At 69.0% G+C, this 25544-nt stretch carries 19 protein-coding genes and 2 pseudogenes; 13 read left to right on the top strand and 8 right to left on the bottom strand.

All coding sequences use genetic code 11. The features are described from left to right. Nucleotides 1–279: 279 nt before the first annotated feature. A complete protein-coding gene (locus KIK09_RS06090; RefSeq protein ID WP_214317607.1) occupies nucleotides 280–2598 on the bottom strand; it encodes a glycoside hydrolase family 20 protein in 2319 nt (772 codons plus the stop codon). Between the two features lie 503 nt (nucleotides 2599–3101). Then, complete coding sequence (locus KIK09_RS06085; RefSeq protein ID WP_308163974.1) at nucleotides 3102–3872, bottom strand: helix-turn-helix domain-containing protein; 771 nt, start codon at nucleotides 3870–3872, stop codon at nucleotides 3102–3104. 182 nt (nucleotides 3873–4054) lie between these two features. Here KIK09_RS06085 and KIK09_RS06080 point away from each other — a divergent pair, with 182 nt between their 5' ends. From KIK09_RS06080 to KIK09_RS06070, 3 genes are all read left to right on the top strand, one after another. Next, complete coding sequence (locus KIK09_RS06080; protein WP_214317605.1) at nucleotides 4055–4885, top strand: phytanoyl-CoA dioxygenase family protein; 831 nt, start codon at nucleotides 4055–4057, stop codon at nucleotides 4883–4885. Nucleotides 4886–5362: 477 nt separating this feature from the next. Continuing rightward, complete coding sequence (locus KIK09_RS06075) at nucleotides 5363–5902, top strand: ArsR/SmtB family transcription factor (protein ID WP_214317604.1); 540 nt, start codon at nucleotides 5363–5365, stop codon at nucleotides 5900–5902. Further along, nucleotides 5899–7179 carry an MFS transporter gene (locus KIK09_RS06070; RefSeq protein WP_214317603.1) on the top strand — a complete coding sequence of 427 codons (1281 nt, stop codon included), beginning with the start codon at nucleotides 5899–5901 and terminating at the stop codon, nucleotides 7177–7179. Before KIK09_RS06075 ends, KIK09_RS06070 begins: the two co-directional genes overlap by 4 nt. A 302-nt stretch (nucleotides 7180–7481) precedes the next feature. Here KIK09_RS06070 and KIK09_RS06065 read toward each other — a convergent pair whose 3' ends face one another. Then, on the bottom strand, nucleotides 7482–8687 hold the full coding sequence (locus KIK09_RS06065) for a trypsin-like serine peptidase (RefSeq protein ID WP_214317602.1): 1206 nt from the start codon (nucleotides 8685–8687) through the stop codon (nucleotides 7482–7484). Between the two features lie 175 nt (nucleotides 8688–8862). Here KIK09_RS06065 and KIK09_RS06060 point away from each other — a divergent pair, with 175 nt between their 5' ends. The 3 genes from KIK09_RS06060 (at nucleotide 8863) to KIK09_RS06050 (ending at nucleotide 13780) form a co-directional block, all read left to right on the top strand. Then, a complete protein-coding gene (locus KIK09_RS06060; RefSeq protein WP_214317601.1) occupies nucleotides 8863–9423 on the top strand; it encodes a TetR/AcrR family transcriptional regulator in 561 nt (186 codons plus the stop codon). A 506-nt stretch (nucleotides 9424–9929) separates the two neighbouring features. Next, on the top strand, nucleotides 9930–10694 hold the full coding sequence (locus KIK09_RS06055) for a LuxR C-terminal-related transcriptional regulator (RefSeq protein ID WP_214317600.1): 765 nt from the start codon (nucleotides 9930–9932) through the stop codon (nucleotides 10692–10694). A gap of 344 nt (nucleotides 10695–11038) precedes the next feature. Further along, nucleotides 11039–13780, top strand: coding sequence for an AAA family ATPase (locus KIK09_RS06050; RefSeq protein WP_214317599.1), 2742 nt, complete (start codon nucleotides 11039–11041; stop codon nucleotides 13778–13780). On the opposite strand, the gene KIK09_RS06045 is transcribed toward KIK09_RS06050, so the two are convergent. Further along, complete coding sequence (locus KIK09_RS06045) at nucleotides 13758–14360, bottom strand: ferritin-like domain-containing protein (protein ID WP_214317598.1); 603 nt, start codon at nucleotides 14358–14360, stop codon at nucleotides 13758–13760. The two genes, KIK09_RS06050 and KIK09_RS06045, sit on opposite strands and share 23 nt — an antisense overlap. A 287-nt stretch (nucleotides 14361–14647) precedes the next feature. Between KIK09_RS06045 and KIK09_RS06040 the strand changes: the two genes are divergently transcribed. The 6 genes and pseudogenes from KIK09_RS06040 (at nucleotide 14648) to KIK09_RS06015 (ending at nucleotide 19192) form a co-directional block, all read left to right on the top strand. Next, nucleotides 14648–14953, top strand: coding sequence for a putative quinol monooxygenase (locus tag KIK09_RS06040; RefSeq protein WP_214317597.1), 306 nt, complete (start codon nucleotides 14648–14650; stop codon nucleotides 14951–14953). 109 nt (nucleotides 14954–15062) lie between these two features. Then, nucleotides 15063–15686 carry a class I SAM-dependent methyltransferase gene (locus KIK09_RS06035; RefSeq protein ID WP_214317596.1) on the top strand — a complete coding sequence of 208 codons (624 nt, stop codon included), beginning with the start codon at nucleotides 15063–15065 and terminating at the stop codon, nucleotides 15684–15686. 19 nt (nucleotides 15687–15705) lie between these two features. Beyond that, nucleotides 15706–16905: a low temperature requirement protein A gene (locus KIK09_RS06030; protein WP_214317595.1), complete on the top strand. Its 1200-nt coding sequence runs from the start codon at nucleotides 15706–15708 to the stop codon at nucleotides 16903–16905. After that, nucleotides 16902–17436: pseudogene (locus KIK09_RS06025) on the top strand ((2Fe-2S)-binding protein). The gene KIK09_RS06030 and the pseudogene KIK09_RS06025 overlap by 4 nt, the downstream one beginning before the upstream one ends. Further along, the gene (locus tag KIK09_RS06020) at nucleotides 17433–17960 is read left to right on the top strand and encodes an FAD binding domain-containing protein (RefSeq protein WP_214317594.1); all 528 of its coding nucleotides are present in this window, start codon (nucleotides 17433–17435) and stop codon (nucleotides 17958–17960) included. The pseudogene KIK09_RS06025 and the gene KIK09_RS06020 overlap by 4 nt, the downstream one beginning before the upstream one ends. Next, complete coding sequence (locus tag KIK09_RS06015; RefSeq protein ID WP_214317593.1) at nucleotides 17849–19192, top strand: xanthine dehydrogenase family protein molybdopterin-binding subunit; 1344 nt, start codon at nucleotides 17849–17851, stop codon at nucleotides 19190–19192. Before KIK09_RS06020 ends, KIK09_RS06015 begins: the two co-directional genes overlap by 112 nt. Before the next feature lie 17 nt (nucleotides 19193–19209). Here KIK09_RS06015 and KIK09_RS06010 read toward each other — a convergent pair whose 3' ends face one another. Further along, nucleotides 19210–20115 (bottom strand): AraC family transcriptional regulator, encoded by a 906-nt coding sequence (locus KIK09_RS06010; RefSeq protein WP_250572528.1) that lies wholly within the window; start codon nucleotides 20113–20115, stop codon nucleotides 19210–19212. 74 nt (nucleotides 20116–20189) lie between these two features. Between KIK09_RS06010 and KIK09_RS06005 the strand changes: the two are divergent. Beyond that, nucleotides 20190–20468, top strand: a pseudogene (locus tag KIK09_RS06005) (AMP-binding protein); the annotation flags it as partial. 393 nt (nucleotides 20469–20861) lie between these two features. Here KIK09_RS06005 and KIK09_RS06000 read toward each other — a convergent pair. The 3 genes from KIK09_RS06000 to pstS all read right to left on the bottom strand — a co-directional run bounded on the left by KIK09_RS06000 (nucleotide 20862) and on the right by pstS (nucleotide 25235). Continuing rightward, the gene (locus tag KIK09_RS06000; protein WP_214317592.1) at nucleotides 20862–22079 is read right to left on the bottom strand and encodes a cytochrome P450; all 1218 of its coding nucleotides are present in this window, start codon (nucleotides 22077–22079) and stop codon (nucleotides 20862–20864) included. A 35-nt stretch (nucleotides 22080–22114) separates the two neighbouring features. Continuing rightward, entirely contained in the window at nucleotides 22115–23716 is a 1602-nt protein-coding gene (locus tag KIK09_RS05995) for an FAD-dependent oxidoreductase (RefSeq protein ID WP_250572527.1), read from the bottom strand. 472 nt (nucleotides 23717–24188) lie between these two features. Then, nucleotides 24189–25235 (bottom strand): phosphate ABC transporter substrate-binding protein PstS, encoded by a 1047-nt coding sequence (gene pstS / locus KIK09_RS05990; RefSeq protein WP_214317591.1) that lies wholly within the window; start codon nucleotides 25233–25235, stop codon nucleotides 24189–24191. Nucleotides 25236–25544 lie beyond the last annotated feature (309 nt).

Below are 25544 nucleotides of genomic sequence, written 5' to 3'. Positions count from 1 at the left end.
GCAGCTCCTGGGGGGATGGGAAGCCACCTCTGGTGTCGGACAGATACGGCCCAGACCCAGAGAAAGACCCGATGAATAAGGACCAGAGATATCGGCATCGCATGGACGCAAGAGCGGGGCTTCTGCCATATGAACGCTGGTAGATGTACGATTTATCGCGCGCAGTGCTCGGCCACGAGTTGACGTACAAGGAGAGCGGAGGCCAAAACCTCCTATCTTTCTTCGGCCATGCCGCTCTCACGACACCGACCCCTCGTGATCTCAGAACATCGGCGCGGGCTACGCGGGGTCGGGCTCGGGGCTCATGGAACGGACCTCGAACCGCCAAAGGGAGTAGCCGAAGCCGGTGGTCCGCTTGATCCCCTGCATCCGCACATATCGAGCGGTCACCGGGGCGACGGTGATCTCGTCCACGCGGGCGCCCGCCGGCTTGTCCCGGACCGGGACCACCGTCTTCCAGGTGGCGGCATCGTCGGAGACCTGGATGTCGTAATCGCGGCCGGAGGCCGCCTCCCAGTCGAGCAGGACGCGCTGGACGGTCTGCGGGGAACCGAGGTCCACCTGGATCCATTCACCGTCGCGGTAGGCGCTGGCCCATCGGGTCTTGGGATCTCCGTCGGTGGCGTTCTCCGGGCCCAGGCTCGCCACTTCGGACGACGACGCGGTGGTCGGCTGATGCAGCGCCAGGTCCGGCACCTCGAAGACGCGCATGCTCCACAGGGCGTACCCGTTCCGCTTCGCCCCCGCCTGCGTGCCGACGAGCCGTACGTGCCGTGCAGTGACCGGGTCGAACACGAGAGTGTCGGTTCCGGCGGCTTCGCGGCCTGTGCGGGTGGCGACCGTGGTCCAGTTCTCGCCGTCCCGTGACACCTGGACCTCGTAGTCGCGGCCATAGGAGGGCGCCCAATCCAGCTCGACCTTGCTGATCGCGAAGGGCTTGCCAAGGTTCACCTGGAGCCACGCCTCGTCTCCCGGACCGCTGCTCCACTTGGTGGTGCGCACCCCGTCGAACGCGGCGGCCGCCTCGCCCGCGGAGGCGGACGCCTCCTTGCCCACGCTCACCTCTCCCGACGCCGCCGTGGCCAGCGTCGTGGCAACCTTCGTCAGCCCAGTGCCCACCCCGAGCTTGCGCACAGTGCCGAGAAAGGCGCTGTACGGCACGCCTGACTTGGCCCCGCTCCACATCTTCTGCGCCAGCACGCCGAACGTGGGCTCGACCAGCCCGTGCACGTCCAGCTCCGAGTAGGTGGCCTCGGTCAGGTCGTTCCACACGGCCGACATGGCGCCGAGAAGCTGCGGGTCACCAGGGGTGACGCTCTGCCCGCCGGGGAAGACGTGCGGCTCCCACTGGTCGTAGAGGTACTTCCCGTCCAGCCCGTGGCCGTGGTAGTAGCCCGCGAACGGGACGATGTAGAGCAGGGCGTCATTGGTGTTGATGAAGGAGTAGCCGTCCCGCTTGAGCGCCTGTGGTCCGTACCAGCCGTTGTTCCAGCTGTTCATGGTCACGTCGCGGTCGTAACCGTCGGCGTTGGCGGCCATGACCGACAGGCTGCCCCAGGCCCGCGGCTGCTTGCCGAGCGCACGGATGTGGGCGGCCATCTCGTTGAAGTAGACCTTGTAGCGGGGCTTGTCCACCGTGTACTCGTCGGCGCCGAAGTGCACGTCGGGACCGCGGAACCAGGGCACGAACTCGTCGAACACCGACTTCATGAACGCGGTGGTCGCAGGCTTGGACAGATCAAGGTGGTCGGACTCGCCGTTGTTGAGGCCGAGCGACGGGCGGAACCGGATGAACGCCAGGGAGTGGGCGGGCGCGTCGATCTCGGGAATGATCGTGACGCCGTTCGCCGCGGCGGTGTCCTCGAAGGAGTCCCAGTCCGCTCGGTCGTAGGACCCGTCGGCGGAGGCCAGCCCGGCCAGTTCGGGGTTGCCGGTCTTGAGCCGGAAGCCGGCCTGGACCTGGCTCCAGGAGGGCTTGCTGCCCTTGAAACCGTTGTCGTTGAGATGCAACTGCAGCTGGTTGAGCTTGAACCAGCCCATCAGCCGCAGGTAGTCGCGGATGTAGTCGGCGGTGAAGAAGCGCCGTCCGACGTCCAGCATGAACCCGCGGACCTTGTAGTTCGGCCAGTCCACGGCCGTGCCCACGGGGACCGAATCGCGGCCGTCGTCGAGCAGCAGGATCTGCAGGAGGCTGCGGGTGCCGTAGTAGAGACCCTGCGCGGTCGGCGCGGCGATCGTCACGTTGCGATCAGTGACCGTGAAGGTGTAGCCCTCCTCGGCGAACCGGGCGCCACCCGTCGCGTCGGTGAGGGAGGGATCGATCGACAGGACGATGTCGCCGTCCTGCGGGATCCGGGGAGAGACGTCCAGCTTGTGCCCTGTCACCTGTTCGATCTCGGCGGAGAGCCGCGCACCCTGGTCGTCGAGCTCGTCGACCTGCTTCTTGGCCAGCACGATCCGGCTGTGCTTGCGCAACTCGAAGGAACCCGTTCCGCCCTCCCACTGCTGAAGAGCGGGCACCACGACGGGCTTGGCGTTGGGGGCAGTGCTCGTAGGGGCGGTGTCGGCCACCGCGGGCGGGACTACCAGGAGGGACATGGATAACACGAGCGTCACCCATCCGACCAATCGAGGAGCATGGCGATTCATGCGGACTTCAACCTACTTTCGAGCGGGATTGAAAGACTTATACCCCAAACTCGGTAGTCGGTATAGACCAGCAATGCTGTTGGCGCCAGGATGTTCGATGCCGAGGCAAGTTGATGGTCTAGACCGGATCGCGTGACTGCTTGCCCCTTTCCGGTCGCGAGATAGGGGTCGATCAGGCGTATGCCCTGCTCACAAGAGGTCGCCGCAAGCGGGGACGCGGGCGCTGCGGCTATGCGGTTCCGTCCATCCAGCAGAGGTCCGATGTCTGCGGCTCAGGCGGTGGCTGACGGACAACGCATGCCGGTCTTGTCGATCAACCGTCATCCGCGCAGGTCATGCGGCTTGCTCGCTCTGCCTGGCTCGTTCGGTACCCGGAATGTCCATCCGTTGGGCAGCGGGCGCTTACCGCACCCTGCTGCGGTAAGCGCCACCACTGATTTCGGGACGTTTTCTTACAGTCCCTGTACGGATGAGTGGTGCGCCCGGCCGGTGATCTTGTGACGGTACCGCGTTGGTGTGGTGCCGGTTCCGTGGCGGAAGACGGTGGCGAAGTGCTGCGATGAGGAGTAGCCGAGATCGGTTGCGATTGTGGTGATCGGCAGGTCGGTCTCACTGAGCAGCAGCCGGGCGCGTTCCACGCGCAGGCGCGTACGGTACCGGCCAGGGGTCTCACCGATCTCGGCGCGGAACAGTTCGGCGAAGTGCGCGGGCGAGAGGTGCACGGCGGCAGCCAGGTCATCGACTGTGAGGCCCTCGGCCAGGTGGTTCTCGATGAGCCGCTTGGCCGTTGCGATGGCCGGGTGCATGGCCAGGTGGCGGCCCGGTTGCCGGCCGTCGGCCAGCCGGGAGGCTTCGATCACGAGCAGAGCAGCGGTGTAGGTCAATCCGGCCGTGCGCAGCGGCTGGTACGTGGTGACCTCCCGCAGGAACAGCTCGAACGGCGTGACCATCGATCCGGCATCCGTGATCACGAACGGCTGCCGTTGCCGCCAGAGCGGGTGCAGATCACCCGGCGGCACGATATCCGCGGGTGCGAGCGCGGCAAAATAGAAGTGGTAGGGCGCCGTGCTGGAGGCCGCCATCGCGTGCGGCACTCCTGGAGGCACCGCCAGCATGCCGCGTGAGGGAACATGCCACGTGTCGTCTGCCACAGTCCAGCAGGTCGGTGGACCGGCCACTTGCAGGTACAACTCCCAGACGTCGTGAGTATGGGGGCGGATCACCCAGCTGGTGGGGGCGTGTTGATCCCCAGCGTGGAGGAGTCCGGGTACTCCGGCTTGCCGCAGGTGCGCATGAAATCCGGCACTGAGGCCCGTGGGACGGTCGATGGACACCCGAGAATTATGTACATGTGCCCGAAACTCCCGCACGCTGGAGCAGGGTCGCTTCTCTTAGCGTTCCGGGTATGACGAACGAACCGTTCACTCTGCTGCCGACCGACGACGACGTGGCGTTCTACCGGGAGAACGGCTACTGGATTTCGCCGCCGGTCCTCTCCGACGAGATGCTGGACGCTGCCGAACATGGTATGCGCCGCCACTACGCCGGTGATATCGACCGCGAGGTACCCGGCGACCCGGACAGGAGCTTCTGGGGGTGGCGCCCCGCCGACGGCGACGTGCTGCGCAAGAATGACTACGCCTCGCTGCGGGTCACGGAGCTGGCGCACCTGGTCAGCCAGTCCGTCATCGCCGGGTGCGCCGCCCGGCTCGCTGATGCGGGGGAGATCCGGCTGTGGCACGACCAACTGCTGTACAAGCCAAGCGGTTCGAATCGGCAGGGCAACGTCGGCTGGCACACCGACCGGCACTACTGGCGGGGCTGCTCCAGCCAGGAAATGCTGACCGCGTGGGTGCCTTTCCACGACATCACCGAGGCCCACGGGCCCGTCATGTTCGTGGCGGGCAGCCACCGCAGGGACGAGCAGGCTGACCTCAGCTTCTTCGACCAGGATCTGACCACGATCGACCACTACGTCGCCGAGCACGATCTGCGCATCGTCACCGCCACGCTCTCTCGCGGCCAGGTCAGCTTTCATCACTGCAAGACCATCCACGGCAGCGGCCCCAACCACAGCGGCGAAGCACGCCGGTCGATCGCCATCCACCTGCAACCTGGCGACAACCACCACATCGCCACCCATAACAACGACCGTCTGGTCGCTCCCCGCCCGGACGGTGCCCCCGACTACGCCGATCCCGATGTGTGTCCCCGCCTGTGGCCACCGGCCCGTTGAGCTAATGGACCACACATCATCGACCGCATAGTCATGGCCCGCCCGCGACGGCATCCAGAGACCCTGATCATCCCGCGACCAGTAACTCGCCGACATCCCCACTAGCCGCGATCCGAACCGCGCCGGCCGACCTCCTGCCCGATCAACCGGTTCCGCCACCCCCGGCCCAGCTGATCGCGAAGACCTACTTTGGGGCCTGGGTCACCTTCGCGAGATAAGGATCGACGTACCAGGGGCAAGGTAGCCCACGAGCGGCTTCCGATGGCTGGCCGTACGCCCCGCCAGGCCTTGGGAGTGGGGCTACCCCGGCGTACGGTGCCGAGGGCTATGGCTGGCCGGCGGGTGGGAGTGCAGCGCCGACCCGGCGGCGCGGCCACCTTGAGGGGGAGCGAGGGCTCCTCGCGTCCGACGGTCATAGGTTCGCGAACCGAGATAAACCCCTTGCGCAATGGTCAAGAATCGTTGACCATTGTTCGCATGCCTGACAACGATCTTCCAGAGACGTTTCACGTCTCCACTGACGAGCAGTTGCGTGCTGTCTCCAATCTCACGCGGCACCGGATCATGGCCGTGCTCCGCGCCGAGCCTGCGACGATCACGCAGATCGCCGAACAGGTGGGCCTGGCCAAGGGCAGTTCGAGCTATCACGTGCGGCTGCTGGAGCGGGCCGGCCTGGTGAAGGTGGTGCGGACGCGGAAGGTCCGGGGGGTCACCGAGCGGTACTACGCGATGGCCGCGCGGGCGATCGTCCTGCCGGATCCCGTCCCGGGGCAGCCGGATGTGCTGATGCGGCACGCGGTGGCGGACCTGGAGGCGGCGCCGGCGGACGGTGAGCGGCACGTGCGGATGGCGCATCTGCGGCTCACCGATGAGCAGTTCGCGCAGCTGGGGGCGCGGCTGGAGGCGCTGGCGGATGAGTACCAGGCGCTGTCGGATCCAGCACTGCCGGAGGCATCGCTGGCCTTCGCGCTGTTCCGGCCGGCGGCTCGGGCGCAGGCGGGGAAGGAGTCTTCGTGACCTTGGATTCAAGGAACCTGCCGGCCGGATTCGGGCGGCTGTGGACCGCACAGACGGTGTCCTCGCTCGGCGACGGGGTGACGCATGCCGCGCTGCCGCTGCTCGCGTTGACGTTGACGCGGGATCCGATGGCTCTCGCGGTCGTCACGGCCGCCGGGACGCTGCCGTGGCTGCTGTTCGGGGTGCTCGGCGGTGCGCTGGTGGACCGCTGGGACCGCCGCCGCACGATGTGGGTCACGGACGCCGCGCGTGCGGTGCTGCTCGCCGTACCCGCTGCGGCGGCCGCGCTCGACGTGCTGAGCATCCCGCTGCTGGCGGCCGTCGCGTTCCTGCTCGCCCTCGGCGGGCTGTTCTTCGACACGGCCGCCACGGCGTACCTGCCGGATCTGCTCGGCCGCGACCCCGCTCAGCTGGAGCGCGCCAACGCTCGCCTGCGCGGCACCCAGACTGCAGCGTCCGGCTTCGCCGGGCCACCCGCGGGCAGTGCGCTGCTCGCGCTCGGACGTTCGGTTCCGCTGCTCGCCGACGCGGTGTCGTTCGCGCTGTCCGCACTACTCGTACGGTCGCTGCCCGCCATGCCGAGGCCCGCCGCAAGCGCACGCGAGTCGCTGCTCCGCCAAGCCCGGGCCGGGGCCTCCTACGTCTTCCGGGACCGGCTGCTGCTCGGGCTCGCGCTGCGTCCGGCGGTCGGGAACATCGCCTTCCTCGCCGTGGAGACCGTCCTGGCCCTCTTCTCCCGCGAACGTCTCGGCATCGACACCTTCGGCTTCGGCCTGCTCCTCACCGCAGAGGCCGCGGGCGGCCTGCTCGGCGCGGGCATCGCCTCCTTCCTCGGCCGGCGCCTGGGCACCGGCACCGCGCTGACCTGCACCGCCGCGATCGAGGGCCTCGCCATCCTGGGGCTTGCCTCCGCGCCGAATGCGTACGTGGCCGGCATCGCGCTCGCCGTCTGCGGCGCGGGCATGGGCGCCACGATGGTGCTCGGACCCTCCCTACGGCAGGCCATCGTCCCGGCCCACCTGATGGGCCGGGTCGCCTCGACCTCCCGCATGCTCGCCATGTGCGCCGCCCCGTTCGGCGCCTTCCTCGGCGGCTGGCTGGCCAACACCTACGACCTGCGCACCCCGCTGTACGCCGCCGCCGGCCTCCTCCTCACCATGACCGCCGTCACCGCGACGATGACCAGCAACCGCCGCGTCGAGGCCGCACTGCGCAACACGCACCCGGAAGCCGACCCGGCCGACCAGCACCCCGCCAAAGAGACCGTGCCGAGATAGGCGAGGTTCGAGTGGTCGATGGCGGTAAGTCCGAAGCCCAGCCCGAGCAACGCCGCTCCGGCGGCACAGACCCAGCCAGGGGCGCGCCGTTGCAGCCAGGGACCTCGAGGCCCGTAGTTCAAGAACGGTGATCTGATGACGCAGGCAAGGATCTCGACGTCCTTGTCCCGATCGCCCGTCGACAACAACCGCAGCGTGGCGAAGGTGCCAGCGGGGCACCAAAGCAGCCCTGCTGGAGGCTCGGATCGCGCAGCTTTTCCTCGACCGGCACCGATTTCCGTGCAGCCGTGAGGAATGGGCGACTACGCGCGCGGAGTGGCGGCAGAGGCGGTTTGGTAGACCGCCCGTTCTTGGTCGGCGAAGTGGGTACCGGCCATATAGGGCCGGGCGGGGTTCCAGATCTGGTCGAAGCCGAAGCCGCCGGAGCTGCTGGAAACGAAGTGGGACATGACGCCGATGAGGGTGCCTGTGCCGGTGGCCGGGGCGAAGGTGTCTAACCAGGGTCCGCCGCTAGAGCCTTGGGCCTGGGCCATGGGCATGATGTCGTCGACGTTGCCGCCGGTGTCGAGGGTGGTGGCGCCGCGGGAGGCGAACAGGGTCCGGCCGTCGTAGGTGCGTACCTGGCCGGCGGGGACGCCGTTGGCTCCGGGCACGCCAAACAGCGGCAGGTTGTTGCCGTCGTACTGCGGGGCGTACCACTGCGCCGACCCGGAGGACGAGACCCGGTTGAAGGTGGGGTAGCCGAACGCGGTCACGAACTGGCCGCGTGGGTGGTCGAATGCGATTGCCTGCCCGCCGGTGATGTCCTGGATCGGAGCGGTGGCATCGGGGTTGTCGACCAGGAACGCGGCCATGTCGTTGCCGCTGAAGTTGTTCTTGTTCCACGCCCAGGTGTTCGTGAGCCATACCCGGGTGACGCCCCACACGCCGTAGGGGGCGATGTCCGGGCTGGGCAGCGGCGTGTTCTGGACGTAGTCATTGATGGCTTGCGGGTCGGTGAGGTTGGCGGGGATACGGGTCAGGTGTGTGCCGTCGAAGCCGGGGATGAACACGGCATTGACCGCGATGTGGTTCGGCCCGCCCAAGTTGCTGCCCAGTTGCTCTCGAAAGCAGTGCCCGGCGGTGACCGCGACGCTACGGTTGGCGCTCTGCGCCACTGTGGCGGTGCAGGCCGCCAGATGGTCGAACTGGCCGGTGGCGGCGTTGTTGACCCGCAGCAGCAGTTTCCCTGCGGTCCTGGTGATCAGGCCTTGTCCCTTCCAGGGCGCGGCCAGGTCATTCCAGCCGTCGGCGGGGGGCACCGCGTCCGAGCCACGCCCGATGGCGTTGCCGGTGTCGTCGTTGAGGGCGGCCGCCGCGATCCTGCCTGTGGTCCAATGGTTGATTTCCGCCCGTAAGGCGCTCTGATAGCCCGCCCCGGCCGGCACCATCCGGGTCATTTCGTACGGGGTGGTGTTGGCGTGCGCGGCCGGTGCGAGACCGCCGCCAGCGGTCGCGGCCAGCAGCATCGTGGCGGCGAAGGTGCCTACCCGCGTGGGTATCGACGTCATAACGGCGGCTCCCATCTTTGACCGACCGGTCGGTCATAGCAGACCGGCCATACACTGATCGGGAATGGATCGATCGTCAAGGATGTGTGGCCGACATCACAGTGGTGCGGCAGCGTCGGGAAGGACGTGGCTTATGGCGCGGCCCGCAGGCCCAGGACGTGAAGCGCTGCTGCGTGCGGGACTCCACGTCGCCCAGGAACGCGGGTTGACCGGGATGTCGGTCAACGCTGTGGTTGAGGCGGCCGGAATGTCCAAGGGGAACTTCTACCAGCACTTCACCGACCGCAGAGACTTCCTGCGCGCGTTGCACCGCCTCTACCACGACGAGGCCGAACAGCGACTGGTCGCCGCAGTGGGCCACCTACCTCCCGGGCGGCAACGGCTGATCCAGGGCATCACCTTCCACCTCGACATGTGCCTGAAAACCCGTGCCACCCGGGCCATGCTGGTGCAGGCCCGCACCGATGCCGACCTGTTCGACGAAATGCGCGCCCGCAACGACCACATCGCCGCCCTGGTCGTCCATGACCTTGCTGCCATCGGCTGGGACCCACCCGAACCGGTCGCCCGAATGATGGTCACCATGGTCGGAGACGTCAGCCTCGAAGAACTCTTCGACGGCCACCGCCGCGACGACCTGCGCGACGCCTTCTTCCAGCTCCTGCTACGAGAACCCACCCATCCAACCCTGTGACCGTCACCATCCACCCAGTTGAGGCGTGAGCCCTCCCGAGGCTCTGTCTCTCTTCTTTCGGCTCTGTCGCATACGAAGCGCGTGGCGTCATCCGAGAAGGACGCGGTGGCGGAGCAGGGTGAATCCGGCCCGGCCGTACATCTGGCGCTTGATCAGTTTGGTTTCGTGTTGACGCCCTAGGTTCCGCCGTTGTGGTGGGGGTGGGAGAGCGCGGCATGGACGGCTTCGCGGACTTGGTGTAGGCCGCGGAGGAAGGCGTGCAGGCGTCGGCGGCGACGGAGGCGATCCACCGCTCCAGGAGTTCGCTGTTGTCGGGGTGCGGAGTGAGCAGGCGGGCGAAAGCGCTGATGCGCCCGGACAGGGCGATCATCGCGAGGCAGGCCGAGGTCAGGTGGTCGAGCAGGTTGCGCTGTTCGGCAGTGAGGGCGGTGGGGTTGGCCAGTAGCAGTCCGGTCAGGCGACGTGCTGAGGTGGGAAGGCGGTCGCCTTCCACGCGGCCTTGATTGATGCAGCAGGCGCCGGGCAACATCTTCATCTACGCTCCGGACTACACCACGATCATGGTGGTCGACGTCCTGTTCCCAGGCTGGGCGCCGTTCAAGAACCTGGCCGTCTCGCAGGACATCCCCCACTGGGTCAAAGCACAGCGCATCGCCATGCACTATCCGTGGCAGACACTCGTCGGCGGGCACCTCGGGCGCCTCGGGACCCGCGCCGACGGCGAGCTGCAAATCCAGTACATGAACGACCTGGACGCGAGCACCCGGGCCGCGATCACCTCGGTCGATCCGACGCCGTTCTTCACTAAGTACGGTGCCCAGGGCAACGCCTGGGGCCATCTTCAAGACCTACCTCGACGCCGTCGCCCAGACCGCGGCGGCCCCGGTGACCGCGAAGTACACCGGTCTCCTCGCCGCCGATGTCTTCACCGTGGATCCTCCTGGAATCCCTGCGCATCGACACCGGGATCCTCGGCCCTTTCGGCGTCCGGCCCTGACGGACTCACCGATGGCTATCACGATGTGGCGGAGGCCGAGCGCGGGGTCGCGCGCTGCTGGCTTACGGGGGCTTGGCTGCGCCGCCGTCGCCGCATTCTGGAGGCGAGAACGCCACTGCGTACGCCACAAGAACTGCACATCGCCCGCCTGTCCAACCGCGAGATCGCGCAGCAGCCGTACCTGTCCCATCGAACCGTCAGCACGCACCTGTACGGCGCCTTCCGCAAGCTCGGCATCACCTCACGTGCCCAGCTACGCGATCACCTCCCATGACGCCCCTGGAGTTGGCGACCGGCGTCCTCCTGCGCGAGGCGGGCGCCCGCGCGAACCGGTACCGAATGCATCACCACAACCCTGAAGATCAAAACGGCGTCGCGGCCGCCGCAAGCCGTACGGCAGCTTGCCCCGCACCGGGATGAACCGCGGACTTTGCCCGTCGGTCGCGGATACCGGCGTAAGCTCTCCGCGGACTTGCTCGATTGTCGCGATCTCTTGCCCAATCCCGCCTTTCCGGCAGGGTGAGATGAACGGACGCCCTGAGGTCGATCGCGTGATGGTTATGCTCGCAACAGCCTGTAACCGGGGCTGGTGAGGCACTGACCGACCGTGAGGTATCTGTGGCCAGCATTGAACTCTTCGGTCGCCGCGCCGAGCTCGAACAGCTGTCTGGCTTTCTCGACAGCGCTCGGCGACAGGGTCACGCGCGGTTGATGTGGGGCGAACCCGGTGTGGGCAAATCCGCTCTCATGGCTGCCGCAGCCGAGCTGGCTGTCACGGCGGGGATGCGTGTGCTGCGCGCCTCCGGGTCCGAGTTCGAAGCCGACGTCAGTTACTCCTGCCTCAATCAGCTCCTCCTGCCGGTGAACGCCGAGATCGAGCTCCTACCGCCATCTCTGCGGGAGGCGCTGTCGGTGGCGCTGGGGTTCGGCGTCGGAGCGCCCACGGACGCGCTCCTCGTCGGCAACGCCGCGCTTCTGCTCGTCAAACAGGTCGCCACCGAGGTGCCGCTCGCCCTTCTGGTGGATGACGTCCAATGGATCGACCGGGCCAGCGCCACCGTGCTGGGATTCGTCGCGCGCCGGCTGGAGGGCGTCCGGGCCGGCCTGCTGATGTCGGCCAGAACGGGCACGCTGGGTTTCCTGGCTCCGCGCGGATTGACCGAGATGGTCGTACAGCCGCTGGATCGAGAGGCGGCCGGGCAGCTGGTCGACGTCAACTTTCCGGAGATGCCGCTTCGGGTCCGGCAGCGGCTGCTCGACCTCGCCCAGGGCAATCCGCTGGCGTTGACGGAGTTGCCCTCCACGCTGCTGGGCGCGGTGCGGCACACGGTGGCGCAACCCGAGGTGGTCCCGCTCAGCGACCGGCTCCAGGCGATGTTCGCCGCGCGGATCGCCGACTTACCGGAAGCGACCCGCGGCATGCTGCTGCTGGCCACGTTCGAGGGCACGGGCGACGTCCGGGTGCTCAGGGCCGCCCTGGCGGATGGGGCGGGTCTGGCCGACCTCGCCCCGGCGGAGCGGGCGCAGCTGGTGCGCGTGGACGACGCCACGGCGCGGATCGCGTTCCGGCACCCGCTGATCCGCTCGGCGATCGTGGCAGGCTCCACGCACGAGGAGCGCCGGATCGCGCATCTCGCCCTTGCCCGTGCCCTGACCGGTGACCAGGAACGCCGTGCCTGGCACCTGGCCGCCGCCGCCGTCGGCCCGGATGAGGCGGTGGCGGCGCTGCTGGAGGACTCGGCGCATCGTGTCATGCTCCGCGGCGACGCGTTCGCCGCGATCGCGGCGCTGATCCGCGCCGCCGAACTGAGCGCGACGAGCGCCGATCGTGGGCGGCGGCTCTCCGAGGCCGCCTACATCGGCGCCGAGGCGAGCGGCGCCATCGACGATGCGAAGACGCTCCTGACCGACGCGCGGCGGGCGACCCCGGATTCCACCGGCTCGCTCCACGCGGCCAACGCGGCCGCCTTCCTGATGATCAACGGGGATGCCGATGTCGCCACTGCGCACAGGCTCCTGGTCGGCGCCATCGAAACCGCGGAGCACGGCTATCGGGCCCGGGACCCCGCGCTCATCGAGGCCATGCACACCTTGATGCTGTTGTGCTGGTACGGCAGCGCCCCGGAGTACTGGGAACCGTTCTACCGAGCGCTGGGGAAACTGGAGCCGCAGCCACCGGACGTCCTGGCGCTGGCGAGCAAGACCTTTCCCGATCCGGTCCGCACAGGGGCCTCGGCGCTGGCGAGCAGCCAGTCCATCCTCGACACGCTCGCGGACGAAACCGACCCCACCCGGATCATGCGGGTCGGCACGGCCTCGGTCTACCTGGATCGTCTGGGGGAGTGCCGCGATTCCTCGTGGCGGCTGGTCCAGCAGGGACGCGAGGGAGGAGCGCCCCGCCGACACCTCGGCGCCCTGATGCACCTGTGCCTGGACGACTACCTGGTCGGCAGATGGGACGAAGCCGAGCAGCTCGCCCTCGAAGGACAGCGGGTCTGCGACACCAGCGGCTTCTCCTTCTTCGCCTGGTATTTCCTGTACAACAGGGCGATCATCGCCGCCGGACGGGGGCGCTTCGACGAGGCGTACGCGCTCGCCGACGAGATCACTCACTGGGCGCTTCCCCGCGGCGTGACAGCTGCGGTCCTGTTCGCCCAGCACCCGCGCACGCTCGCGGCGATGGGCCAGGGCGATTTCGACGCCGCCTTCCTCCACGCCGCCGCGATGAGCCCACCCGGTGTCCTCGTCTCGCATGTCCCTCACTGCACGTGGGTCATGTTCGACCTCGTCGAGGCGGCGATGCGGACCGGGCGTACCGTCGAGGCCAGGGCGCACGTCGAAGCGATGCGGGCGGCCGACGTGGCCGCGCTGTCGACCCGGATGACGCTGCTTCAGGCGGCGGCGGAGTTCCTGGTGTTCGACGACGAGGCGACGAGGACGCGGCTGGAGTCGCTGCTGTCGGGTCCCGTGGCGGAACGGTGGCTGCCGGACGTCTCCCGAGTCCGGCTAGTCCTCGGCGAGAGGCTGCGTCGTGCCAGATCGGCGGCGCAGGCCCGCCGGCACCTTCTCCTGGCGCGGGACGGGTTCGCCGCGATGGCCGCCGAACCCTGGGTCGAGCGTACGCGGAGCGAGCTGCGCGCCGCCGGATACCGGCTGGCCGACACAACGTCAGGTGGCCCGGTCGCCCTGACCGCGCAGGAGCTGCAGATCGCCCGGTTGGCGGCGAGCGGCCTGACCAACAAGCAGATCGCGGAGCGGCTCTACCTCTCGCACCGGACGGTCGGCGCGCACCTCTACCGCATCTTCCCCAAGCTCGGCGTCACCTCCCGCGCCGGGCTCAGGGATGCGCTTTCCCGGTAGCCGCTCTCTCCCGAGGAGATGGATCGGACTGCGCACCGAGCTCGTCGGCCTGCGCTTCCTTGTCCTCCAACAGGCGCTCCAGCAGGCGCCGGGTGGTCGGATCGTCGCTCCCGATCCAGCGGACCGCCTCCTGCAACGTCTGCACGAGGATCCGCGCCCCCACGAGGTCCTGCGTCACGAGGCCGGTGAGGCCTCCGTCGGGGAAGGCCTGGAAGGTGATGCGCGACCACGCCGGCAGGTGCTGCGGGTCGTATTCGGCGACGAACCCGAGTTGCCCGATGCGGGTCGCCAGCAGGCGCGCGTTGGCGCGGTCACGGTCGGCGCAGGCGTAGAGGAACTCCGCGACCGGCCGGTCTGACGGCGCGCGGACAAGGAGAGCGTGCTGTTCGTACTGCAAGGAGGAGACGACCATGCTGGCCAGCAGCGCGTTCAGCAGCTGCGCGACCCCTGTCAGCTCGGCGCGGTTCGACGGGGTGACCGGCCCGTCGGCCAGGTCGAACAATGCTCGGTCGCGGACATCGCGCATGCGCAGCATGGCCGGCGGCGACGCGGGGTGCGCCGGCCCTTGAGGAATCGTCACGTGTCCGATGGTCGGGCAGGTGCCTGGGCGGTGCATCTGTCAGATGACCTAACCGGCCCGGGATCCGGGCTGCTTGGAGCGCCTGCGCAGCCGTGGCCTCGCCGTACCGGCGGCACAGAGTCATGGGGTTCGCCTGTTGGCCGTTATGTCATCGGTGGTTAGGTCGTCGGTCGCCGGCGGCCCTCATCGCCGTAGTCGGATGACTGATGTGGGGGCGGCTGGACGGCGCCGACAGTGGGCTTGCGGGCAGCGAGCCGCAGGCCGCCCACGAAACGAGGAGTCATCCCATGACCATCGAGCACGGCTTCCACGCCACCATGACCGCGCAGCCAGGAAAGGGTGACGAACTGGTCGAGGCGCTGCTCAACGCGCCGTCCCTGCCGAATGAGGACTGCGTTGTCTTCCTGGTCGGCCGCTCGGCCGGCAACCCGGACATCGTCCACGTCACCGAGGGCTGGGTCAGCCGGGAAGCCCACGCCAGGTTCTTCGCGACCGAGCAGGCGCAGGCGATGGTCGCCGCGCTGCAGCCCCTGCTGGCCGGCGACTCCCAGTACATCGACGAGGTCCCCGTCGGCGGCAAGGCCGCCCTGTGAAGGCCTACCGACCTCAGCGAAAGGGACCCACCATGGTTCTGGCCCGACCCCACCTCGACCCCGAACCGCGCGTGCTCCTCGCCGACCTGCCGTCAGATGGAGCGGTGCGATGAGCGCCCGCGAGCGTGCCGCGTTCCTGCAGGAGTTCCTCCGTGCTCCCTTCACCGTTGGCGCCGTCACCCCGAGCGGCGAGCCATTGGCCAACCTAGTCACCGCGCCCGTGCCACGCGGCGGCGCCCCGCTGGTCGTCGAGCTCGGTCCCGGCACGGGCGCCTTCACGGCAGCCATTCAGCGCAGGCTCAACGGCCGCGGCCACCACCTGGCGGTCGAAGTCAACCCGCGGTTCGCGCGGTCTCTCGGCGCCCGCTATCCACAGGTCGACGTCGCCGTGGCCGACGCCCGCAGCCTGCGCGAGATCCTGGCCGGGCGCGGCCACGACCATGCGGACGTGATCGTGAGCGGACTGCCCTGGGTGGCGTTCGGAGCGAGCATGCAGGACGACCTCCTCGGCACGGTCACCGAGGTCCTCGCGCCGCATGGGGCGTTCACCACGTTCGCCTACCTTCACACGCGGTGGGCTCCGCCCGCCCGCCGGCTGCGGCGGTCCCTGGACGAAGGGTTCGAGGAGGTCGTGGCCAGCCGGGTGGTGTGGGCCAACCTGCCGCCCGCGTTCGCCTACTTCTGCCGCAGGCCCCGGGTCCCGGCGCGGCCGCGGACTCTGGTCTCCGGCTAGACAGCGAGAAGAGTGGATCATGACTGCGCAACGACGTGGCAAGAGCCTGCCGGCCGTACGCTCCACCGACGAGGACCATAGGACGACGCCCTTCGAGCTGTTCTTCGACCTTGTCTACGTTTTCGCGATAACGCAGCTCACCGGCTCCATGGCACGCGAGCACAGCGGCGAAGGCGTGCTGCAGGGGTTGCTGATGCTCGCACTGCTGTGGGGCACCTGGTCCGGCTACACCTGGCTGGGAAACCATTCGCGGGCCGACGAGGGGCCGCTGCGGGCGGGGATGGTCGTCGCGATGGCGGCGATGTTCGTGGTCGCCTTGACCATCCCTGAAGCATGGGCCGATGGGCAGGGCGACCTGACCGGCCCTCTCGTGCTGGTGGTCGCCTACCTGCTGGTCCGCTTGGTGCACCTCACGATCTACGCGGTGGCGGCGGCCGGTGATGCCGGTCTGCGGCGCCAGATCGCCATCACCTGGCTGCCCATGATGGCGGGCGCGGCCCTGCTGGTGTCCGGGGCGCTGCTGGGGAGCGGGACACAGGTGCTGCTGTTCGCCATCGCCCTCCTGGTGGACTGGGTCGGCATCTATCTCACCGCCAGGCACGGCGACTGGCGGTTGCGCAGCCCGGCGCACCTGGCCGAGCGGCATGGCCTTTTCATGATCCTGGCCATCGGCGAGTCGGTCATCGCCATCGGTGTCGGCGCCGCGGGCCGGCCCATCAGCGCGTCACTGCTGCTCGCGGCCATCTTCGGCATCGCCGTCGCGGTGTGCCTGTGGTGGCTGTACTTCGACGTGGTGGCCCGCGCCGCCGAGAACCGGCTCAGCCGGGTGCGCGGCGCGGCGAGGATCAACCTGGCCGTCGAGGCCTACACCTACGGGCACTTCCCCATCATCGCCGGGATCGTGCTGACTGCCCTGGGCATCGAGGGCGTGGTCGCGCACGCCGCCGACGGCATGCCCCTGGGGGCCTTCTCCGGGCTCGCGCTCTACGGCGGCGTCGCGCTGTACCTCGTCGGGCACCTGCTGTTCAGGCTCCGCATGCACCGCGTGCTGGGCCGCCCGCAGCTGTTGGCGGCCTGCGCCGTCCTCGCGGCCGCCCCGGCCGCCGTGGCCCTCCCGCCGCTGACCGGGTTGGCCGGCGTGGTGGGGATTCTGACCGTGCTGATCGTCGTCGAGACCGTTCGATATGCGCAGGTACGGCGAAGCCTCCGGGGCACCTGAGCGCGTCCAGGAAGGAAGAGCGCAGCACGATCTCGCTGCTGGTCAATGCCGTGACCCACCGGTTGAGCGTGGACAATCGCACGACCCTGCTGGACGCGTTGCGCGAGGGCCTCGGCCTCACCGGGTCGAAGAAGGGGTGCGATCGCGGGCAGTGCGGCGCATGCACCGTGCTGATCGACGGCAGGCGGGTGGTGTCCTGCCTCACGCTGGCGGTCGCCGCCGAGGGTGCCGAGATCACGACCGTCGAGGGTCTCGCGGGCGACGGTGCGCTGCTGCCACTGCAGGAGGCGTTCATCCGGCTCGACGGCTTCCAGTGCGGATACTGCACGTCCGGGCAGCTCTGCTCGGCTGTGGGCATGCTGGCCGAGCACGCGGCGGGCTGGCCGAGTGCGGTCACGGCCGGCGGGAACCCGTACGGTCCGGCGCCGGCGCTGGACGCGGCCGAGGTCCGTGAGCGGATGAGCGAATCTGTGCCGTTGTGGCGCGTATCCGGCGATCGTGCGGGCGGTGCTCGAGGAGGCGGGGAGATGAAGGAGTTCGCCTACGAGCGGGTGACCCGGGTCCGTGAGGCGCTGGCGGCGGTCGCCGAACATGACGGCGCCCGCTACCTGGCTGGTGGCACGAACCTCGTCGACCTGATGAAAGGCGGCATCGAGGCGCCCACCCGGCTCGTTGATGTACGGCGGCTGCCGCTCGCCGGCATCCGCGAGGCGGCGGACGGTGGACTGGTCATCGGCGCCACGACGACCAACAGCGACCTCGCTGCCCATCCCGAGGTGCGGCGACGCTACCCGGCGCTTAGCCAGGCCGTGCTGGCCGGCGCGTCGGGCCAGCTCCGCAACATGGCCACGGTGGGCGGCAACCTCCTGCAGCGCACCCGGTGCGCCTACTTCGCCGACCCCTCGCAGGCCTGCAACATGCGCCCGAGGAGCACTGCAGCGCCATGGAGCCGCACTCGGCGACCGCGTGGTGGGAGGGCGAGCGTCTGGAGGCCATCGACTCCAACCAGGGGCCGTTCACCATCGCCGCCGTGCTGGCCACGCTGTTCTCCCTGAGCCTTGATCGGGTACACATCCGTACTGAGCACGTCGGTGGCGGGTTCGGGTCCAAGGGGCTGTGCGGGCCGCAGCTGATCCTGGCCGTGATGGCCGCGCGGCGGTTCCGGCGGCCCGTGCGGGTCACGCTCACCCGGGCCCAGGTGTTCCTGGCGACCGCGATGCGGCCGGCGACCGATCAGCTGATCCGGATCGGCGCCGACGCCGATGGCCGTCTGCGGGCGATCTGGCACGAATCGGCCACGGACGAGCTGGCGGAGCGGCTGGGGATGGACCCGCTCGAGCTCCGGCTGCGCAACGAGCCGGCCGTCGGGCCCGTGTCCGGCCTGCCGTACAGCAACAGGAACCTCGTCGCGTGCCTGCGCGAGGGCGCGCGCAGGTTCGGCTGGGGCACGCGCGATCACTGGCCGCGACGGCGGCGGGAAGGACCGCTGTTGGCCGGCACGGGACTGGCCGCTACGTCCTTCAGCGCCGGGGCGTTCCCGTCGTCGGCGTCGATCACCGCTGAGCAGGACGGGACCTTCACGGTGGCCATCGGCGCCACCGACCTCGGCACGGGCGCCCGCACCGCGCTGACCGCGATCGCGGCCGACGCGCTGGCGGTCGGCACCGACCGGATCCGGCTCAGGATCTCCGACAGCGACCTCGGTCCCGTCTGGAGCGCGGGCGGGTCCCGGGGGACTACCTCCTGGGCCTGGGCGATCACCGAGGCGGCCGCGAAGCTGCGCGGCCAGGCGTGCCGCGGGACGGTCACGGTCGACACCACACCGTTGCTCGGCGACCTTCCCTCCAGGGAACGGCACTCCTACAGCGCCGTCTTCGCCGAAGTCGCCGTCGACCCGGCTACCGGTGAGGTGCGCGTGCGGCGGCTGCTCGGGATGTTCGCCGTGGGCCGCGTGATCAACCCGCTCATGGCGCGCAGCCAGGTTGTCGGAGGGATGATCGGCGGGCTCTCGATGGCCTTGCACGAGGAGGGCCTTCGCGATCCGGTCTCGGGACGGCACGTCAACGCGGACTTCGCGGGCGACCCCATCGCCGCGCATGCCGATGTGCCTGACATCGAAGCCGATTTCGTGCCCGACTACGAACCCGGCATCCCCATGGGGGTCAAGGGCGCCGGTGAGATCGGCAACGTCGGTACGGCTGCCGCGATCGCCAACGCCGTCTGGCACGCCACCGGGGTCAGGCAACGATCCCTGCCGATCTGGCTCGACCGCGTTCTGGAGGCCTGAGCCGCAGGGGACCGCGGTCAGCCGGCGGTCCCCGTAGCCGAGCCGCGCAGGCGCACGGCGTCCTGGCTGGGGGGTGCGCCGAACTGGCGACGGTACTCCCGGCTGAACTGCGAGGGGCTGTCGTAGCCCACGCGGCGGCTGACGGTGGCGATGTCGCTCGGGGTCGCGGTGAGCTGGAGCCGGGCCTGCTGGAGGCGGATCTGCTTCTGGAACTGGATCGGGCTCATCCCGGTGACGGCATGGAAGTTGCGGAAGAAGGCGGAGGCGCTCATCCCCGCCAGTTTGGCCACGTCCTCGATGCGGAAAGGCTGGGCGTAGTGGTCTCGGATCCACTGGACGGCGCGTGAAACGTGGCTGAGGCTGCTGTCCGGGAGACCGAACTGGCGAACGATCGCGCCCTGGTCGCTGGTGATCAGGCGCCAGAGAATCTCTCGCTTGATGAGGGGCGCCAGGACGGTGATGTCACGGGGGTGGTCGAGCAGGCGCAGCAGGCGGACGACGGCGTCGAGAAGCTCGGCGGAGGCGGTGCTGACGGCCAGGCCGGGCGGCGCGCCCTCGGCCAGGTCCGGGAGGTCACCCGGGGCCGCCTGCAGCAGCAGCTCGGCGATGGTCGCCTGGTGCAGGGTCAGCCCTACCCCGAGTCCCGGCAGTTCAGGACTGGCCCTGGCGAAATGGCTCGTCACGGGCAGGTCGACCGAGGCGATGAGGTACTGGCCCTCGCGGTACTCGTACACGTGGTTGCCCAGCGCGAACCGTTTCGTGCCTTGGGCGACAACGGCAAACACCTTGCCGTAGGTCGTTGGTGTCGGGGGTTGGGGGTGCTCGGCCTTGAAGATCAGGACATTCTCGATGGGAGTTCTGAGATCGGGTCGAGCATGGCGATTGAGGAGGTCGCGTAGCTCGTCGAGGGCCATGATCTCCATCAAAACACCACGTGAGGCTCGGCGACAACCGGGCGGCGCTGGTCATCGATGACCTGCGCAACTGGCTGGTCAGCATGCTGGTCGCGATCGCCATCGTCGGCGGCTCGGCCTGCCCGCCGTCGCTCATTCGCGCGTTCCCCGAACGGTACGGGATCGAGGTCATCCAGGCCTGGGGCATGACCGAGACGTCGCCGCTCGGATCGGTCGCCCGGCCGCCGGCCGGGTTGTCGCCCGAGGAGACCTGGACCTACCGGTACACGCAGGGTCGCGGCTGTCGAGGTGCGCGTCATGAGCCGGCACGAGGAGCAGGCCGGAGTGTGGGGGAGTTGGAAGTCCGCGGGCCCTGGGTCACCGGACGTTATCTGGGGGAGGACGTCGCGCACGGGCAAGTGCCTGAACGCTGGGCGTTCACGCACGCCACGCCACACACCAGCGTCGGTAAGTGCGACGGCCCGGTACGCCGAGGGCACGATGGAGGTGGTGGACGTGAGCCGCTTCGCCCGGTGACGGCCTCAGCGTTCGACGGCGGCGTCTGTCGAAGTCGATGCTCAGGTGGGTGCCGTCGCAGAACGGCCGCGCTGGACCACGCCGCGCGGAAGACGGTGACGATCATCTGCGCGCCCGCGGGCAGCGAGAAGACCACGCTGCTGCGGGCCCGGGCCGGTCGCGCCGCGTCCGACTCTGGCCAGGCTGGTGGCGAAGGTCCGGGACGACACAACCAAGCGGCTGCGGCGAGCGGCACAGGATCAGGAGGATGGGGCGATCTCGTCGAAGGTGACCAGGAGGTGGCGGGGACCGCGCAGGCGCGGGTTGGGCCGGTAGGGAGGCGGGTCGGTGACCAGCTGCGGATTCCGCAACCGGCGGGCGAGTTCGGTCAGCGCGAGCTGCGTTTCGAGCCGGGCGAGGGGCGCCCCGAAGCAGTAGTGGATGCCGCTGTTGAAGCCCAGGTGCTCGTTGTCCTCGCGGTCGGGGTCGAACTTGTCGGGATCGTCGAACCGGTCGGGGTCACGGCTGCCGGCAGCCAACGCGAGAATGATGGTGGCGCTCTTGGGGATGGTGGTGCCGGCGATCTCGATGTCGGTCAGAGCGATACGCCGCAGAGCGAAGTGCACCGGCGGCTCGTAGCGCAGCAGCTCTTCGACGATGCGGTCGACCGAATCGGGCTCCTCGCGCAGCCTGTCGAGGGCGCCGGGATGGCGAAGCAGGGTCAGCATCCCGTTGGTGATGAGGTTGACGGTGGTCTCATGGCCGGCCACGAAGAGCAAGATGGCGTTGACCAGCAGTTGCTCGCGCGACAGCCCTCCCCGCGCGGGATCCTCGCCGGCCAGCGCCGAGAGGAGGTCGTCACCCGGGTTCCGCAGGTGGCTCTCGATCACGTCGTTCAGGTACGCGCCCATCTCGCGTTCGGTGGTGGTGAGCAGTCGCACCGGATCCTCGGTCCTGGGATCAAGCCCCTCGATGAGCGCGTTGGCCCACTTGCTGAAACGCGGCTCGTCCTCGCGGGGGACGCCCAGCAACGAGCAGATCACCGTGACTGGCAGCGGGTAGGCGAAGTCGTCGACGATGTCCACCTGGTTCCTGTCACCGAACCCGTTGATCAGCGTCGTGACGATCTCGGCTGTCCGGCCCCGCAAGCCCTCGATGCGGTCAGGCGTCTCAGGCGGTCCGAAGTGCCGCATCAGCGCACGCCGGCACGCGTCGTGGGCAGGGGGGTCGAGGTTGATGAAGGAGGCCGGCATATCCGCCGCGCCCTCCTCGGCTCCTTGTGGCCTGCCGTCCGGGGCCCTGAGCCGTTCGGAGCTGACGCGCGGATCGTGCAGCAGCGCGACGATCTCCCGGTAGGTGCTGACCACGTAGCTGCCGTCATCCTGCCGAGCCACGGGCGTCTTACGCAGTTCGGCATACAACGGGTAGGGGTTGGCGCGGTTGGACTGGTCCAGGATCTGCTCGTAGACGCTGGTCATGGTGACGTTCCTTCTGCGGAGTCGTTCGTGGCCGATCAGGAGTGGCGGAGCACCAGCGTGGCGCGGCGTTCGCCCGGGTCGTGGCCGGTCACCACGACCGTGGCGTTCTGCGTGGCCGCGACGTGGTCGGGGACTTCGGCGGGAACCGGGCGCAGCTCGACCGGCCCCTCGGCCGTGGCGAGCTCGGGCGGGAACGGCGCCGCCTGCTCGATCAGGCGGTGGTAGAAGTCCAGCCACATCGATTGGTCGAAGGTGACTGCGGCGGTAGTGCGCCCTTGATAGCCGTAGGCGGCGACGAACCGCCGGTCGGCGACCGAACCCTGGGTGATCACGACCTCGTCGGCGAAGGTCGGGACCCCGACGGATTTGATGTTGAGGCCGAACTGGCTGGACCAGAAGACGGGCAGCCACAGATGCGGCCAGCGCTGGCTCTGGTCGCTCAGCATGTTGTGGGCGGCGACCTCCGCCTGCGCGACCGCATTGCCCCAGTGCTCCAGGGTCACGAACTGGTAGCCGTAGACCGCGTGCGGGAAGCGGGCGATGTCCCCGGCGACGAAGATGTCGTCGGTGACGACGCCGTTGACATCGACGGCCCGGCAGCCCGCGTCGCAGGCCACCCCCCACACCCCGGCCGCAAGACCAGAGCCGTCCAGCCACTCGACGTTACGGATTCCGCCCAGCGCGACCACCGCCGTGTCCACTTCCAGCGTGCTGCCGTCGGACAGGCGCGCGGAGCGCAACCGGCCATCCGAGTCGCCCTCCAGAGCTGTGACCGAGGTGCCGCAGCGCAGGTCCACGCCGTGCTCGCGCTGGATGTCGGCCGCTATCGCGCCGATCACCCCGCCCAGGGCGCCGAACAGCGGGGTCGGACCCCGCTCGACGACCGTCACCGTACGGCCCAGCTCGCGGCAGACAGAAGCGCACTCCGATCCGGTGAACCCGGCGCCAATGATCAGGACCCGCCCGTCACTGGCGGCCAGATGCTGCCGCAACCGGGCCGAATCCTCCATCGTGCGCAGCACGAACACCCCGTCCAGAGCGGCCTCATCTGGCTTCGGCCACGGCCGGGCGCGAACCCCCGTGGCTATCAGCAGCCGGTCGAATCCCACCTGCCGGCCATCAGCGAGCAACACCTGCCTGCCTGGCAGATCCAGCCCTGTCGCCCGCCGGCCCAGCAGCCATTCGGCGTCCAGCTCGCCCAATCGGGGCAGCAGGGTGTGCTCGGGCGAGACCTGTCCGGCCATCACCTGTTTGGACAGCGGCGGCCGATCGTAGGGCTCGTGTGATTCGTCCCCGATCAGCGTCAACGGTCCCGTGAACCCCTCCCGCCGCAGCACACCGGCGGCCCGCAGGCCCGCCAGCGATGCGCCGACGATGACGATGCGCCCCTCCCACCGGGGGCCCTGGGCGTCCTGGGCGGTCGCCTTCCCGTTCGCCACGTGGGTCGCGGGTCCGCCGACGTGGATGGCCTGAACGGGACACGCCGCCACCGCCCGCCGTACCCGATCACGCTCGGCCTCGTCCGGGTTCGGGTCGTAGACCAGAGCCTCCTGCCCGTGCATGGCGAAGACGCCGGGCGCCGCGAAGACGCACTGGCCATGCCCCTGACACCGCGTAAGATCGACGACTACGCGCATCACAACCCCCGCTGAGACCGGGGGCACACATCGGACGCCCGCAGGCGAGACCGGACCCGGCCGTCCAAGCCCCCGAACATGAGAACGGCCATGGCGTTGGCATCTGATGCGATGCCGATCCTCGCCGAAGGATCTCCCCCGGACGTACCGCTTTGCCTACCCGCCGACCAGGCCCATCGAAACCTGACACCCAGCCGTGAACGTCGCGACGTCGGCAACGCCCCCGCGCAGCTGAGCCACCGCCAACGCCAGCCGTGCGATGCCCGGCGAACACCGCCCCGGCGCGGAAAGCAGTTCGCATGAACTTCGCTCCACTGGACACCCCGTTCCCCTTCACGCCGGCCCTGCCGCAGGCCGCACGGAGGAACTGGTCGAAGAGCACGTGAAGCAGTCGCCACGGCGGGGCCACCGCGTCACCGGGCTCACGCAGGAGCCGTGGACGTTCGGGGAACGGGCTACGCCTCCGACGCTCTTACGTCATGGTGGCGAGCGACGCGCGGACCTTGGCGAGCAGTTCCGGAGGCAGCGGGGCGTAGCCGAGCAGCGACAGGTTGGACTGCCCGGCGTCGCTGGCGATGTAGCGGAGGAAGCCTCGAAGGAGAGCGGGTGAGCCCTTGTCGCAGACGATCTCGTATGTGAGCAGGACGATTGGATACGCTCCCCACCTCTTCACGGTGGGATCGACCTTGACCGTCAGGTCTCCGCCCGTGCCGGCGACCTCAGCCCCGGACAGGCTCCTGCTCGCGCTCTCCGGCGACAGCGCCACGTATTCACCTGCAGCGTTCCGGATCTTGGCTGTGCGCAATCCCGCGCCGCTGGCATATCCGTACTCCACGTAACCGATCGCACCTTCCGTGCGTGACACGCTGTCGGTCATTTCTGCTGATCCCTGGACGTCCTCTCCTCCGGGCGCGGACCAGTGTGTCGAGGGCTTGTACGGCCAGCCGCCCATCGCTCGCAGGGTGCGGGTCAGGTTCTTGCTGGTTCCCGAGCCGTTTGATCGATGGAATACCCGGATGCCTGTGTGGGGCAGGTTGACGCCTGGGTTCTCCCGGGCGATCGCGGGGTCGGCCCAGGTGGTGATCTTGCCGCTGAAGATGCCGGTGAGGGTGGTGGGCGAGAGGCGCAATGCGGTTATTGCCGGGAGGTTGTAGATCACGGCGATCGGCCCCACGACCATAGGTAGATGGAGTGCCCGGCCGGCGCAGCGCTTGTCGGCCTGAGCCTTCTGCTCGCGATTCATCGCGACGTCGGACCCGGCGAATGCTGTGTCGCCGCGGATGAAGTCGCGTATGCCGTTGTCGGAGCCGTTGGCCCGATAGATGATGCGCGCACCTGGGACGGTCCTGGCGTATCCCGCACGCCAGGCATCGATTGCGCCGAGCTGTGCCGTGGAGCCAGAGCCGATGATCGTCGCGGCTTGGCCTGGCATCGAGCTCACCTGCTGCTCGTCGCCACATGCGGCCAGGAGGGCAGCTACAAGCAGGGTGGCCGCCCCGGCCGCTGTCGCACCTCGCACAGCTATGACGCTAGGAATGCGCGCTTCAGGATGTGCGCATCCCATAGCAAAGCAGACGAGAAGGAAGGGTCAAGGCTTCGAGCGCGACGATGGGTGCGTCGAGGCGGTGCGTCGGCGCTTGCGGAGAGCGCGGTCGCATATGTGAGGGATTCCGTCAGACAGCTCGTACACGTCGCAGAACGGGGTGTCCATTCGCTTTTCGGCGCGCAGGAATGGCCACGGCCGACCTCGTCATCCGACGTGCCCTCGGGCACCGTGGTGACCATGTCAACCAGTGTGGATCAGTCGTGTCTGGGTTCTACAGTGAGG

The organism is Nonomuraea sediminis (genome assembly GCF_018531495.1).
GTDB lineage: Bacteria > Actinomycetota > Actinomycetes > Streptosporangiales > Streptosporangiaceae > Nonomuraea > Nonomuraea sediminis.
The sequence above is the reverse complement of the archived record's forward strand: the minus strand, read 5'-3'. Positions and strand labels throughout refer to the sequence as shown.